General features: G+C 69.0%; 13 protein-coding genes and 1 pseudogene. 9 read left to right on the top strand and 5 right to left on the bottom strand.

What is annotated here, in order from left to right; translation table 11 throughout:
* From ACWDTP_RS31945 to ACWDTP_RS31920, 6 genes and pseudogenes are all read left to right on the top strand, one after another.
* Positions 1 to 167 (top strand): annotated as a pseudogene (locus ACWDTP_RS31945) (M18 family aminopeptidase); the annotation flags it as partial.
* Between the two features lie 15 nt (positions 168 to 182).
* Entirely contained in the window at positions 183 to 530 is a 348-nt protein-coding gene (locus tag ACWDTP_RS31940) for a VOC family protein (protein WP_450027224.1), read from the top strand.
* A 21-nt stretch (positions 531 to 551) separates the two neighbouring features.
* Positions 552 to 1,760: a cation:proton antiporter domain-containing protein gene (locus ACWDTP_RS31935; protein WP_450027223.1), complete on the top strand. Its 1,209-nt coding sequence runs from the start codon at positions 552 to 554 to the stop codon at positions 1,758 to 1,760.
* A 20-nt stretch (positions 1,761 to 1,780) separates the two neighbouring features.
* Complete coding sequence (gene purL / locus ACWDTP_RS31930) at positions 1,781 to 4,051, top strand: phosphoribosylformylglycinamidine synthase subunit PurL (protein ID WP_450027225.1); 2,271 nt, start codon at positions 1,781 to 1,783, stop codon at positions 4,049 to 4,051.
* Positions 4,048 to 5,778, top strand: coding sequence for an alpha/beta hydrolase (locus ACWDTP_RS31925; RefSeq protein WP_450027222.1), 1,731 nt, complete (start codon positions 4,048 to 4,050; stop codon positions 5,776 to 5,778). Before purL ends, ACWDTP_RS31925 begins: the two co-directional genes overlap by 4 nt.
* Positions 5,778 to 6,416, top strand: a complete 639-nt coding sequence (locus ACWDTP_RS31920; protein WP_450027221.1) for an Rv0804 family intramembrane glutamic endopeptidase — start codon at positions 5,778 to 5,780, stop codon at positions 6,414 to 6,416. The genes ACWDTP_RS31925 and ACWDTP_RS31920 overlap by 1 nt, the downstream gene beginning before the upstream one ends.
* Before the next feature lie 41 nt (positions 6,417 to 6,457).
* On the opposite strand, the gene ACWDTP_RS31915 is transcribed toward ACWDTP_RS31920, so the two are convergent.
* Entirely contained in the window at positions 6,458 to 6,880 is a 423-nt protein-coding gene (locus ACWDTP_RS31915; RefSeq protein ID WP_450027220.1) for a PPOX class F420-dependent oxidoreductase, read from the bottom strand.
* A 40-nt stretch (positions 6,881 to 6,920) separates the two neighbouring features.
* Positions 6,921 to 8,129: an MCE family protein gene (locus tag ACWDTP_RS31910; protein WP_450027219.1), complete on the bottom strand. Its 1,209-nt coding sequence runs from the start codon at positions 8,127 to 8,129 to the stop codon at positions 6,921 to 6,923.
* A 16-nt stretch (positions 8,130 to 8,145) separates the two neighbouring features.
* On the opposite strand from ACWDTP_RS31910, the gene ACWDTP_RS31905 reads away from it, so the two are divergent.
* Complete coding sequence (locus ACWDTP_RS31905) at positions 8,146 to 8,568, top strand: sterol carrier family protein (protein WP_450027218.1); 423 nt, start codon at positions 8,146 to 8,148, stop codon at positions 8,566 to 8,568.
* Here ACWDTP_RS31905 and ACWDTP_RS31900 read toward each other — a convergent pair.
* Positions 8,534 to 9,865, bottom strand: a complete 1,332-nt coding sequence (locus ACWDTP_RS31900; RefSeq protein WP_450027217.1) for a DoxX family protein — start codon at positions 9,863 to 9,865, stop codon at positions 8,534 to 8,536. The two genes, ACWDTP_RS31905 and ACWDTP_RS31900, sit on opposite strands and share 35 nt — an antisense overlap.
* Before the next feature lie 208 nt (positions 9,866 to 10,073).
* On the opposite strand from ACWDTP_RS31900, the gene purF reads away from it, so the two are divergent.
* Entirely contained in the window at positions 10,074 to 11,603 is a 1,530-nt protein-coding gene (purF, locus tag ACWDTP_RS31895; protein WP_450027216.1) for an amidophosphoribosyltransferase, read from the top strand.
* Between the two features lie 50 nt (positions 11,604 to 11,653).
* On the top strand, positions 11,654 to 12,745 hold the full coding sequence (gene purM / locus ACWDTP_RS31890; protein WP_450027215.1) for a phosphoribosylformylglycinamidine cyclo-ligase: 1,092 nt from the start codon (positions 11,654 to 11,656) through the stop codon (positions 12,743 to 12,745).
* Between the two features lie 30 nt (positions 12,746 to 12,775).
* Here the strand turns inward: purM and ACWDTP_RS31885 are convergent, their stop codons facing one another.
* Both ACWDTP_RS31885 and ygfZ read right to left on the bottom strand, forming a co-directional pair.
* On the bottom strand, positions 12,776 to 12,949 hold the full coding sequence (locus tag ACWDTP_RS31885) for a DUF3073 domain-containing protein (protein ID WP_450027214.1): 174 nt from the start codon (positions 12,947 to 12,949) through the stop codon (positions 12,776 to 12,778).
* A 264-nt stretch (positions 12,950 to 13,213) separates the two neighbouring features.
* Positions 13,214 to 14,293 carry a CAF17-like 4Fe-4S cluster assembly/insertion protein YgfZ gene (gene ygfZ, locus ACWDTP_RS31880; protein WP_450027213.1) on the bottom strand — a complete coding sequence of 360 codons (1,080 nt, stop codon included), beginning with the start codon at positions 14,291 to 14,293 and terminating at the stop codon, positions 13,214 to 13,216.
* Between the last annotated feature and the right edge of the window lie 112 nt (positions 14,294 to 14,405).

Genomic DNA, 14,405 nt, shown 5'->3' with positions numbered 1-14,405 from the left:
TGCCGTGCGGATCGACCATCGGCCCGATGACCTCGGCGCGCACCGGCATTCCGACGGTCGACGTCGGGGCCGCCCAGCTGGCCATGCACTCGGCCCGCGAGTTCATGGGCGCCCACGACGTCGCGGCCTATTCGGCGGCATTGCGGGAGTTCCTGTCACCGGGCTGATCTAGGGTCGGCGCCATGGCACTCACCGTGGAAATGATCACGTTCGACTGCACCGATCCCGACGCGCTCGCCCAATGGTGGACGCAGGCCGTCGGAGGCGAGGTGAATGCCTTTGCGCCTGGCGAATTCGTGGTGCTGAACCGGCCGGACGGGCCCCGGCTGGGGTTTCAGAAGGTCCCCGACCCGACCCCGGGGAAAACCCGGATCCACGTCGACTTCGCCGCCGGAGACCTGGAATCCGAGGTGGCCCGGCTGGTCGGGCTCGGGGCCACCGAGACCGGCCGCCACAGCTTCGGCCCGGAGTTCAACTGGGTGGTGCTGGCCGACCCCGAAGGTAACGCGTTCTGCATCGCGGCCCAGTAACCGGCTGGAAAGATCGCGGCCGTGCTGTTGTCGCTGGTCGCGGTGTCGGTCGTGCTGGCCGGCTGGTCACTGTTGTCGCGGGGGCTGGAACGGTTCCGGCTGACCGCGGCGATGGTCCTGGTGCTGGCCGGGGTGGCGGTCGGTTTCACCACGCAGGGCGTGCTCGCCGACACCCTCAACACCGATACCGCCGCACATGTCGCCGAGATCATCCTCGCGGTGCTGCTGTTCGTCGACGCCACCGAGGTGCGCGGCGGGCTTTTCGGCGGTGACCCGCGTTCGGCGCTGCGTCTGCTGATCATCGCGATGCCGCTCGGCCTGGCCGTCTCGGTGGCGCTCGGGCTGTGGCTGCTGCCCGGCCTGGGCTGGGCGGCGCTGCTGGTGATCGCGTGCGTCGTGGTGCCGATCGATTTCGCGCCCACCTCGACGCTGCTGCGTGATGAGCGCATCCCCGAGCGGGTCCGCGGCCTGCTCAACGTCGAGGGCGGCTACAACGACGGCATCGTGTCACCGATCTTCCTCTTCGCGCTGGTGCTGGCCGCCGAGAACACCCACGCCAGGACCCCTCTGGACGCGCTGGCCGCCGCGGTGCCGCAGGCCGCCAAGGCCTTGATCGCCGGGGTCCTGGTCGGGGCGGCCCTGGCGCTGCTGGCCAACGCCGCCGAACGGCACAATCTGATGACCGCGCAGGCCAAACGGGTGATCCTGGTGGCCGCACCGCTACTGGCCTTCGGTGCCAGCCTCGGCGTCGACGGCAACGGGTTCGTCTCGGCGTTCGTCTGCGGTATCGCGTTCAACTACCTGCGGTCCTCGCCGGGGTTCGCCACCGAACTCGAGCTCGTCGACGACGTCGGGTTCCTGCTCGCGGCGCTGATGTGGTTCGTGTTCGGGCTCACCGCGGTCTTCGCCCTCGGGTCGGGTGTGCCGCTCGGTCTCGTGGTGTTCTGCGTGCTCGCCCTCACCCTGGTGCGGATCGTGCCGGTGCTGCTGGCGATGATGGGCTCCCGGCTGGCGTGGCGCGAGCGGCTGCTGCTGGGCTGGCTGGGACCCCGCGGCACCACCTCGATCGTGTTCGGACTGCTGGCCTTCAACGACCTCGGCGGCGCGGCCGAACACACCGTGGCGCTGGTGTTGGTGGTCGCGGTACTGGGCAGCGTGGTCATCCACGGTGTCGGCGCACCCGCGGCCGCCCGCGCTTATGCGCGGCCACAAACTAAACTGGTCACGTGACGTCTGAGCTCACCCACGGCATCGACTCGGTGGAGCGGGCAGCCGCCACCCCCGAACACCCCCAGCCCCATCGCGAACTCGGCCTCAAGGACGACGAATACCAGCGGATCCGCGAGATCCTTGGCCGTCGCCCCACCGACGCCGAACTGGCGATGTACTCGGTCATGTGGAGCGAACACTGCTCCTACAAGTCCTCCAAGGTGCACCTGCGCTACTTCGGCGAGACCACCACCGACGAGATGCGGGCCGGCATGCTGGCCGGGATCGGCGAGAACGCCGGCGTCGTCGACATCGGCGACGGCTGGGCGGTCACCTTCAAGGTCGAGTCGCACAACCACCCGTCCTACGTCGAACCCTATCAGGGGGCGGCCACCGGCGTCGGCGGCATCGTCCGCGACATCATGGCGATGGGCGCCCGGCCGGTCGCGGTCATGGACCAGCTGCGCTTCGGCGCGGCCGATGCCCCCGACACCCGCCGCGTGCTCGACGGCGTGGTGCGCGGCGTAGGCGGCTACGGCAACTCGCTGGGCCTGCCGAACATCGGCGGTGAGACCGTCTTCGATGCCTCCTATGCGGGCAACCCGTTGGTCAACGCGCTGTGCGTCGGCGCGTTGCGCAAGGAGGACCTGCACCTGGCGTTCGCCTCGGGGACCGGCAACAAGATCATCCTGTTCGGCGCCAGGACCGGACTCGACGGCATCGGCGGGGTGTCGGTGCTCGCGTCGGACACCTTCGGGGGCGACGAGACCGGGGCGGGCCGCAAGAAGCTGCCCAGCGTTCAGGTCGGTGACCCGTTCACCGAGAAGGTCCTCATCGAATGTTGCCTGGAGTTGTACGCGGCCGGCCTCGTGGTCGGTATCCAGGACCTGGGCGGCGCCGGACTGTCCTGTGCCACTTCCGAACTCGCCTCCGCCGGGGACGGCGGAATGCGGGTCGAGCTGGACACCGTGCCGCTGCGCGCGGTGAACATGACCCCCGCCGAGATCCTGTCCAGCGAATCGCAGGAACGCATGTGCGCGGTGGTCACCCCGGACAACGTCGAGGCGTTCCTGGCGGTGTGCCGTAAATGGGAGGTGCTGGCCACCGTCATCGGTGAGGTTACCGAGGGCGACCGGCTGCAGATCACCTGGCACGGGGAGACCGTCGTCGACGTGCCCCCGCGCACCGTGGCCCACGAGGGCCCGGTGTATCAGCGCCCGGTCGCCCGCCCCGACAGCCAGGACGCGCTGATCGCCGACACCTCGGCGAAGCTGCCCCGGCCCACGACCGGTGCGGAACTGCGCGCGACACTGCTCGCCATGGTGGGCAGCCCGCACCTGTGCAGCCGGGCGTTCATCACCGAACAGTACGACCGCTATGTGCGGGGTAACACCGTGCTGGCCGAACACGCCGACGGCGGCGTGCTGCGCATCGACGAGACCACCGGCCGCGGTATCGCGGTGTCCACCGATGCGTCCGGCCGTTACACCCAGCTTGACCCCTACGCCGGTGCGCAGCTCGCGCTGGCCGAGGCCTACCGCAACGTCGCGGTCACCGGGGCCACCCCGGTCGCGGTGACCAACTGTCTCAACTTCGGATCCCCCGAGGATCCGGCGGTCATGTGGCAGTTCAGTCAGGCGGTCCGGGGCCTCGCCGACGGCTGTGCGGCCCTTGGTATTCCGGTGACCGGCGGCAACGTCAGCTTCTACAACCAGACCGGTGCCACCGCGATCCTGCCCACCCCGGTGGTCGGGGTGCTCGGTGTGATCGACGATGTGAAGCGCCGTATCCCAACGGGTCTGGGCACCGAGCCCGGTGAGACCCTGCTGCTGCTCGGCGACACCCGCGACGAGTTCGACGGCTCCATCTGGGCGCAGGTCACCGGCGACCACCTCGGCGGGGTGCCGCCGACGGTGGACCTGGCCCGCGAGAAGCTGCTGGCGGAGGTGCTCACCGCGGCATCCCGCGACGGGCTGGTATCGGCGGCGCACGACCTGAGCGAGGGCGGCCTGATGCAGGCCGTGGTGGAGGCCGCGTTGGCGGGTGAAACCGGCTGCCGGATCGTGCTTCCGGAAGGTGCCGACCCGTTCGTGACACTGTTCTCCGAGTCGGCCGGGCGCGTGCTGGTCGCGGTGCCGAGGACCGAGGAGAGCCGGTTCGTCTCGATGTGTGAGGCCAGGAGACTGCCGGTGGCCAGGGTCGGAGTCACCGACCAGGGCAGCGATGAGATCGAAGTCCAGGGTCAGTTCAGCATCACCCTGACCGAACTGCGCAGCACGTCGGAGGGCGTGCTGCCCGGACTGTTCGGGTGAGGACCCAGAACCACCGCGCATCCCCGCACCCCCTGCTGCTCTGGGCCTGGAGCCTGGTCCGTCTCGACTTCGCCGGCATCGCCGTCGGCGCACTGTTCTTCTGCCTTTCGCTGACCCCGTCACTGCTGCCGAGGGACTGGTTGTTCGCGGGCCTGATCGGCGGGATCAACGCAGCGATCGGCTACGGACTGGGCGTCATCCTCGGAAAGGCCTTGTACCGCTTCGTTTTACATACCCGATCCTGGTGGCCGCCCGGCAAATGGGCGCTGTTGTGGGCCAAGACGTTCCTGATCGCCGGGTCGGCGACGGCATGTGTGCTGATGCTCATCCCCGCCGCCGCCTGGCAACGGCAGGTCTCGGCGCTGATGGGCATCGAAGGCCCGGCCACCCTGGGCTATCTGCGCACCCTGATCATCGCGGTGGCGGTGGCGGGTGCCCTGATCGCGACGGCCAGGGTGCTGCGCGACGCGATCCGCCTGCTGGCCAAGGTGTTCATCCGGCGCTGGCATCTGCACCGTGAGATGGCCCAGTTCATCGGTACGGCCATCGTGGTGGTGCTGGTGATCAGCCTGGTCAACGGCGTGCTCTACCGCGGTTTCCTGCTCGGGGCCAGCCGGGTCTTCCAGCCGCAGAACACCACGACCCGGGAAGGCCTCAGCCGGCCGTCCCAACCGCAAAGATCCGGTAGCCCAGAGTCTTTCGCGCCGTGGGACTCGCTAGGATTCCAGGGACGCAACTTCGTGGCGACGGGCCCGCACGCCGAGGAGCTCGAACGGCTCAACGCGCGTCCGGCCAGGGAGCCGATCCGGGTCTATGCCGGCCTGCAGACCGCCGACACCGACGAGCAACGGATCGCGGTGCTGCTCAGCGAACTTGAGCGCACCCACGCCTTCGACCGCAAGGTGCTGATCATCGTTCCGACCACCGGCACCGGGTGGATCAACCCGGTCGCGGCGCGGGCGATCGAGCTGATGTACAACGGCGACACCGCGACCGTCGGCATGCAGTATTCCTATCTGCCGAGCTGGATTTCGTTCATGGGGGACCGGCGGATATCCATGCAGGTCGGCCGGGCGATGATTGAGGCGATCCATGCCCGCTGGGACCGGCTGCCCCCCGATCACCGCCCCGAACTGATGCTGTACGGCGAAAGTCTCGGGTCGATGGCCGGCCAGGGCGCGTTCGACTGGCTGCCCGATATCGCCAGGATGGGCTTCACCTCGGTGTTGTGGGTCGGTCCGCCCAACGCCAGCCCGCTCTGGCACGGCTTGACGGTGCGCCGCGACCCGGGCACCCCTGAGGTGCTGCCCCGTTACGACAACGGCCGCACCGTGCGGTTCTCGCAGGGCGCCGATGCGGCCGAGATCGCCCGCGACACCGCCGAACCGTGGGAGGGCACCCGGGTGCTGTTCCTGCAGCATCCGTCCGACCCGATCATCTGGTGGTCGACGGATCTGCTGTTCTCCCGGCCGGATTGGCTGGTCGAGTCGCCGGTCGGCGACCGCACGGTGTCCATGCGCTGGTATCCCATCATCACGTTCTGGCAGGTGGCCGCCGATATGACCAACGCATCGAGTGTCCCGGCCGGGCATGGGCACAACTACGGTGAATCGGTGCTCGACGGCTGGGTGGCGGTGGCCCCGCCGGAGGGCTGGACCGCCCGCGACACCGAACGGGTGCGCTTCGCGCTGCAGCAGACCGCGGGGAAAGACGGTCCCGAATACTGATGACCCGCAGCCAATTTCGGGCCCTGTCGCTGGCCGTGGGCCTGGTCGCCGTGAACGGCCTGGTGGATCCGGCGCTGCCGGCCCGCTGGCGGCCGCTGCTGCGTGCGGTGCTGGCGACCGGGCTGCTGGTCGGAACCGGGGCGCGGCCCGGCCTGCGCCCGCCCGAGCTGTGGTCGGGCCTGCGGCTCGGTGGGGCGGTCGCCGGGGTTCTCACCTCCGGGATCGCGGCGACGACCGCTGTTCCGGTGGTGCGCACCGAGATCCGGCGCCGGGAGCCGCCGTCCGGCCCGGTGGGCTGGCTGCTGCTGGGTATCCCGGTCGGGACGGTGTGGTCCGAAGAAGCGGCGTTCCGGGGTGCGCTCGCCCACCTGGGCGCGGGCGCATTCGGGCCCGCGGGTGGTCAGTTGTTGCAGGCGACGGCCTTCGGGCTGTCCCACGTCGCCGATGCCCGCGGCGCCGGTGAGCCCGTCCTCGGTACCGTCCTGGTGACCGGGGCGGTGGGGTGGCTGTTCGGTTGGCTGGCGCAGCGTTCGGGCAGCCTGGCCGCGCCGATCCTGGCGCATCTGTCGATCAACGAGGCGGGCGCGGTGGCCGCCCTTGCCTATCGAATGCCGATTTCGACATCAGGGCTGCTTTGAGGCCGTGATCACGACCCTGGTGTCGAAAACGGCGTATGGGCTCACACCGTGCGGATATCGGCAACCAGCTGGTGCGGTTCGGTGACCTGGTCGTTGATGCCGAAGCTGATGATCTTGTGCGGAGTCACCCGGATGATCGCGGTGTCCAGCTCGTCGCCCGCGCCGCCGGTCCCCGCGGGGACCAGGGCCTGCTCGGCGGTGCCCCGGATCTCCAGGCAGCGCACCCGCCACGGATCCCGCGAGGTGATGTCGTCGACGACGAAGGCGACCTTGTCGTTGCCGGCGATATTGCGGAACTTCTGGCTGTGCGACATCCGATAGCCCGCGATATCGATGGTGCCGAGTTGTTCGTTGAAGGTGAACCCGACCGGGCTGTTCTGCGGGGTTCCGTCGGGTTGGACGGTGGCCAGCCGCCCCAGATCGGTCTCGTTCAGGAACGCGATCTCATATGGTTTGAAGGTCATGACGCCGACGGTATGACCTCAACGACGATTGAGGTCAACATCAGGGATTGATGGTCGGCTCACCGATCTGGCGGCCCCACACGTAGTCGACGAACATGGGCGAACCCAACTCGAAGTGGTTGTACGGCGCGATCGACAGGCCGGTGTCCATCACCAGGTACGGCGCGGGCCACAGGTCGCGGGTGATCTTCTGCCAGCAGCCCGGTCGGCCCTCCGGGCCGCCCTTGGCGTTCACCCGGGGCAGATTGTCCGGATAGATGTACGCGTTGGCCGCACCGATGCTGTACGGCGTTCCGTAGGACTCCAGTGAGTAGCCGTTGTCGCCGCCGAACGCCTCCCGCAGACCGGGCGCCGCATCGTGATAGTTGCGCAGCGTGCAGAAGATCATGCCGCGGTAGTCGTCGAGCAGTTTCGACGTCGGGATCAGGTCCTGCGCGCCGCGTTGCAGGTAGGGTCCACCGCGCTCGAGGATGTCGGTGGCCGTGCCGGAGAAGCCGATCGCCGACATCAGGGCCGCGTCGATGTCGCTGCGCCGGGCGTTGAGGGTGGCGGCCGTCCCGGCCGCGTTCTGCAGGCCGTCGACCAGGTCGGGAGCCGCGTTCGCGTAGATCTCGCCGAGATCGGCCAGCCCGCGGATGTCGTGGCGCAGCAGCCCCATCCGTGAGTTGAGATCGGCCAGAGTGGCATTGCCGTCGACGAGCGATCTGCCGAACTTGTCGCCGAGCCCGGTCAACCCCTGCGCGGTGGCCGTCAGGGTCTGGTTGAGTTTGATCGGATCGACCTGTTCGGAGATCGCGGTGATGGTCTCGAACAGGCTGTTGAACTCGGTGGTCACCCCGGTCACGTCGATCGGGACACTCTCCGAAACCCGTTCCGGGCTAGGTTTTTCCGGTGATCGGAACGCGACGTACTTGTTGCCGAACACCGTCGTCGCCTGGATCGAGGTTTCCACATTGGCCGGCAGCAGGCCGATATAGCGAGGGGCGACGTCGAGGAGGACCCTGGCCCGCAGCGGGTCGCCGCCGTCGGTGCTGACCGTCGCGACCCGCCCGATCGGCACCCCGTTGAACGTCACCTTCGACCCAGGGTCGAGAACCAGGCCGGCCCGTGCCGCCAGCAGGGTCAGCTGGGTGCGGGCCTCGAACGCGCCCCGGAATTGCAGCACGATGAGCGTGAGGACCAGCGCGAGGATCGCCATGAAGACAGCCCCAGCCGCCTTGTACGGCGGATTGTGGCGATCGACAGACACTTTGCGACACTAAGGTATGGCCGCACGACGTACTGCCGATCCGGCGAAGACCGCCCAAGCGGTGGCGGCGGTGGCCGAATGGTTGCGTGACCCGGAACACCCCGAGCCGGGCCGCGCCGAGCTGGCAGAAGCGGTGCGGCTGACCGCTCGCACCCTGGCCGCCATCGCCCCCGGCGCCAGTGTCGAGGTGCGGATACCGCCCTTCGTTGCCGTGCAGTGCATCTCGGGCCCCCGGCATACCCGCGGCAACCCGCCCAACGTGGTCGAGACCGATCCCCGCACCTGGCTGCTGCTGGCCACCGGCCTGCGCCGGATCGCCGACGCCGGGACCGCGGTGCAGATGTCGGGGTCGCGGGCCGATGAGATCGGGCACTGGCTGCCGTTGGTCGGGTTGGCGGGCCGGGTCAGCGGAAGTACGGCACCTCCTGAACCCAGTTGAATCCCCGATTGCGCAGGGTGAATTCGTTCGGATCGACCTGATCGAGCGAGATCTGCACCGCGCGGCCGTCGAGCCGGCCGGTCAGCCGAAGCTGCTCCGATTCCGGACGTGCCACCGCGAAATCGCCCAGCGCCTTCCCGTCCGTCCCGGACAACGCGATGGTGTCGGAACCGATTTCGGCGGGTGTGGTGACCAGCTCACCGTCCATCCGCTGATAGGTGAGTACACCGGGTTGGTCGACCACCATGCGCTGCCAGCGGATCGGATCGGTCGTCAGAGGTGGCACCACGGTGCCGTCGACGCTGAACTCGCGGACCGCCCAGATCCCGTACAGCTGGGGTTCGGGGCGACCGCCCCCGGCCTCGCCCCAGGCCTGCCAGGTGGACCATACGCACCCGGTCAGTATCCAGACCCCCAGCGCCACCTGCGCGATCGCGGCCCTGCGGTTCCTCCCGGCGTCGGCGAACAGTTCGGGCTGCCTGGCCGGCTCCGAGGAACGCTGCAGGACAAGGATATTCGCCAACCGCCGGGTTTGCGGAACCAGCAGCAGCAGGCCCATCAGCAGCAGATGCCCGGAGAGGATCTTCACCGGCACATCGAAGGTCATGTTGAGCAGGAACACCTGGGCCATGCTGACCACGCCGACCAGAGCCCCCAGCGTCGCGGTGCGCGGCACGAACAGCAGCACGCCGGCCAGCACCTCGACCGCACCGAGCGTGATCTCGTACGGGTAGGAGCTTCCGACCTGCAGCCACAGCACCGAAATCGGGCTGAGATCGCCGTAGCGCTGCAGCAGCGCGGTCAGCGGCGGGGCGGGCATCTGGGTGGGGATGACCTTGGCGAACCCGTAGAAGAGCATCTGCCCGGCGACGCATAGTCGCACGAACGTCAGAAACCACGCCCACAGCCGCGAATAGTCGGGACGCCGCCGGTCGATCACCGACCAGACCGCGGTGGCGATCAGCGCGACCACCAATATGCAGAACAGCAACAGCCAGATCACCGCCTGGTCGCCGCTGCCCGAATTCTGCTGCAAGTGCACATCCACCCCGAACACCGCGCGCCCGACCCAGCTGAGCACCGGATCGAGCGCCATCAGCTGCCACAGCACCGCGTCCTGGGGCAGCCAGAGGCCGGCGATGCCGGTGAACGCGAAGACGATCTGGGCGAACATCAGACAGAACAGGCCGAAGTAGACGAAGCAGAACCGGAATGCGATCTTCGTCACCGGTCCCCACGGTGTCGCGGGGGATTCGGGTGGGGCGGCGGCCGGCTCCGCCAAGAGTTCACGCGTCACAGCTCCATACTTACGTCCCAGCTGTATCGGGGTCGATGGGGTTATCCCGCCGGATCGGGGTACGGCTGACCCCACCGCCGGAAATGCGATCGGGGTGGGCGCTGTTGCAGAACACGGCACCCGACGGGCGGTTCGATTCCGTCGCAGCCACCCATTGACCGTAGACTCGGTTATGTCACCAACCGCCGCCCCGGGAGCAGCCCCTATCGTGACTGGTCAAGACCTCGAAAACGAACCACGTGAAGAATGCGGCGTATTCGGGGTCTGGGCTCCGGGTGAGGAAGTCGCGAAGCTCACGTACTACGGCCTCTACGCGCTGCAGCACCGCGGGCAGGAGGCCGCGGGCATCGCCGTCGCCGACGGCTCGCAGGTGCTGGTGTTCAAAGATCTCGGCCTGGTCAGCCAGGTTTTCGACGAGCAGACCCTGGCCGCCATGCCGGGCCACGTCGCCGTCGGGCACTGCCGCTACTCCACCACCGGATCGACCACCTGGGAGAACGCCCAGCCGGTGTTCCGCAACACCGCCGCGGGCACCGGTGTCGCGCTCGGACACAACGGAAACCTGGTCAACACCGCCGAACTGGCCGCCAGGGCCCGTGCGGCCGGGCTGATCGACCGCAAAGGTGCGCCCACCGCCACCACGGACTCCGACATCCTCGGCGCGCTGCTGGCCCACGGTGCCGCCGACGCCACCCTGGAACAGGCCGCCCTGGAACTGCTGCCCACCGTGCGCGGCGCCTTCTGCCTGACCTTCATGGACGAGAACACCCTCTATGCGGCCCGCGATCCGTACGGCGTGCGTCCGCTGTCGCTGGGCCGGCTCGACCGCGGCTGGGTGGTCGCATCCGAGACCGCCGCCCTCGACATCGTCGGCGCCTCGTTCGTCCGCGATATCGAACCCGGCGAACTGCTGGCCATCGACGCCGACGGGGTGCGCTCCACCCGCTTCGCCAATCCGAACCCCAAAGGGTGCGTCTTCGAATACGTGTACCTGGCCCGGCCCGACAGCACCCTGGGCGGCCGGTCGGTGCACGCGACCCGGGTCGACATCGGCCGCCGGCTGGCCCGCGAACATGCCGTGGACGCCGACCTGGTGATCGGCGTCCCCGAATCGGGCACGCCGGCCGCGGTCGGCTATGCGCAGGAGTCGGGCATCCCGTTCGGTCAGGGCCTGATGAAGAACGCCTACGTGGGCCGGACCTTCATCCAGCCCTCGCAGACGATTCGGCAGCTGGGCATCCGGCTCAAGCTCAACCCGCTCAAAGAGGTGATCCGCGGTAAGCGGCTCGTCGTCGTCGACGACTCGATCGTGCGGGGTAACACCCAGCGGGCGCTGCTGCGGATGTTGCGGGAGGCCGGCGCCCTCGAGGTGCACGTGCGGATCGCGTCCCCGCCGGTCAAGTGGCCCTGCTTCTACGGGATCGACTTCGCCACGCCCGCCGAGCTGATCGCCAACGCCGCACCGCGCGAACACGAGGGTGAGATGTTGGAGGCGGTCCGGCACGCCATCGGCGCCGACACCCTCGGCTACATCTCCCAGCAGGGCATGATCGCGGCCACCGAGCAGCCCGCGACCCGGCTGTGCTCGGCCTGTTTCGACGGGGTCTACCCGATCGAACTCCCCGGGGAGACCGCGCTCGGCAAGAACGTCATCGAGCACATGCTGGCCACCGCGCATGCGAGGAGCCTGCCGATCCACGCCGACAACGACAACGCCTCGGCTCTACGCAGGCCCTAACTCGTCCTGGCGCACACCGGCAGGTCCGCGGGGCGGTAGCCTGGCTTGCGATGACTAAAGGCGCCGCACAGCACGGCATCGCCGAACAACACGGCATTTCCTACGCATCGGCCGGGGTGGATATCGAAGCCGGTGACCGTGCCGTCGAACTCTTCAAACCACTCGCCGCGAAGGCGACGCGCCCGGAAGTGCGCGGCGGTCTTGGCGGGTTCGCCGGACTGTTCGCGCTGCGGAGCGGATACCGCGAGCCGCTGCTGGCCTCGTCGACCGACGGGGTGGGCACCAAACTGGCCGTCGCGCAGGCCATGGACAAGCACGACACCGTCGGGCTGGACCTGGTCGCCATGGTGGTCGACGACCTCGTCGTATGCGGGGCTGAGCCGCTCTTCCTGCAGGACTACATCGCCGTCGGGCGCACCGTCCCGGAACGGGTCAGCGCCATCGTCTCCGGCATCGCCGACGGCTGCGTGCTGGCCGGGTGCGCGCTGCTGGGCGGCGAGACCGCCGAACACCCGGGTCTGATGGAGCCCGACCATTACGACATCTCGGCGACCGGCATCGGTGTCGTCGAGGCCGACGACGTCCTCGGGCCGGACCAGGTCAGGCCCGGCGACGTGATCATCGCGATGGCCTCCAGCGGCCTGCACTCCAACGGTTACTCGCTGGCCCGCAAGGTGCTGCTGGAGATCGACCGGATGAACCTGGCGGGCCACGTCGAGGAGTTCGGCCGAACCCTCGGCGAGGAACTGCTCGAGCCCACCCGGATCTACGCCAAGGACTGCCTGGCGCTGGCCGCCGAAACCCAGGTCCGCACCTTCTGCCACGTCACCGGGGGTGGCCTGGCGGCCAACCTGGAGCGGGTCATCCCGCACGGGCTGACCGCCGAACTGGATCGCGGCACCTGGACGCCGGCACCGGTGTTTCAGATGATCGCCCAGCGCGGCCGCATCGAGCGGTCCGAGATGGAGAAGACGTTCAACATGGGTGTCGGCATGATCGCCGTGGTCGCGCCCGAGGACACCGACCGCGCGCTCGCCGTGCTGACCGCACGCCACCTCGACTGCTGGACGCTTGGCACCGTCGAAAAGGGCGGCAAGGACAGTGTGCGCGCCCAGTTGGTCGGCCAGCACCCGCGGTTCTAGGAGAGGCGGGGTCTGAGGACGACGGCGGGCTCAGCGCCGCCAGTCGTCCTCACTCGCCCAGTCGTCGTCGGAGTCCTTGGACTCGTTGACGCCAGTATCGTGCGACAGCTCGCGCTGAAGCCGATCAAAATCGGTCTGCGGTGAGCTGTACTTGAGCTCACGTGCAACCTTGGTCTGCTTTGCCTTCGCCCGGCCGCGGCCCATGGGGGGACCCCCTCGCGCAATAACGGAGCGGCCCAATTGCTAGGCGGCTCCGATCTGTGTGTCTTTATTGTCCTGCCAACACTTTACCGTGCCCGCTCGCGAAGTGCTGGCAGGCCCTGCTCCGAGCAGGTGGATCGGGCGCCGCAACCGCACTTCACCGCGCGGCGACATGACCCTTACCTGGATGTCGACGCGCATGCCGTGACCGTGCTCACGACACCGGTGATCGGGTGAGTTTATGCGCCCGGCGGCTCGGCAGCGGTGTTATCGGCCGCGCAGCCGTTCCACCGCGAGCCTGCCGGCGCCGACCGCATCGGCCGGTGGCATCGATTCGGGGTCGATGGCCGCGGCCGCCTCGACCGCCCCGCCGGTCGACAGCGCGGTGTCGGCGGGCAGCCCACGCTTGAGCAGCGCCAGGGCGATCGGCCCGTCGTCGACATGCTCGACGACGGTGCCGATCCGGCCGACGGTGCGGCCGCCGGCGAGTACCGGATCCCCGGTGGCCGGCCGGTCGGATTCCCCGTCGAGGTGCAGCAGCACCAGCATCCGGGGCGGTTTACCCAGGTTGTGCACGCGGGCGACGGTTTCCTGGCCGCGGTAGCACCCCTTGTCCAGGTGCACCGCCGTGCCGATCCAGCCGACCTCGTGCGGGATGGTGCGTTCGTCGGTGTCCACCCCGAGGCGCGGGCGTCGGGCCGCGACCCGGTGTGCCTCATAGGCCCAGACGCCGGCCCGCCGGACACCCGCGTCGACCAGCCGGCCCGCCCACTCGTCGACCCGGTCCCGTCCGACCACGAGGTCCAGTTCGAGCCCGGCGGCGGGCGGCCGCCGGAGGAACCCGCCGCCGGCGACCGGCACCGCCGACGATTCGTCGGGCAGTGCCCGCACTCCCAGGGCGGCCAGCACCGGTTCACCGGAAAGCGCGGGGCCCAGCAGCGACAGCACGGCCAGCTCCGCCGGCTCCACCTGCACATCGGCCCAGAACACCATCTTGCGCAGATAGTCCAGCAGCGCCTCGCCCCGCCACGGTTCGGTGTCGAGGTAGGTGGTGCCCGCCAGCTCGGTCTGGAGCCAGTGGTCTTCCACCCGGCCCTGCAGGTCCAGGCTCAGATTCTCGGTCACGGCGCCGTCGGGGAGGGCACTGACGTGCTGGCTGGAGATGCTGTGCAGCCACGTCTGGCGGTCCTTGCCGGTCAGGGTGATCACGAACCGGTGCGAACGGTCGACGAGGATGGCCGCCCTGGCGGCGGCCCGCTGCTCACCGAGCGGGTCGCCGTAGTGCCAGACCGCCCCGGTGTCCGGGCCGGCGTCGGGTGCGGGGACTGCTGACGGTGCTGCTGACATGGGTCAACTGTACGGCGATAGGCTGAGGCCCCATGTTGCGTCCTGAAAGTTGGACTGGACTAGCGTGCACCTGTGCGACGGCAACGGCGCCTCCACCGACGAGCATCTCGTG

This window comes from Mycobacterium sp. NPDC003449 (genome assembly GCF_053588415.1).
The sequence above is the reverse complement of the archived record's forward strand: the minus strand, read 5'-3'. Positions and strand labels throughout refer to the sequence as shown.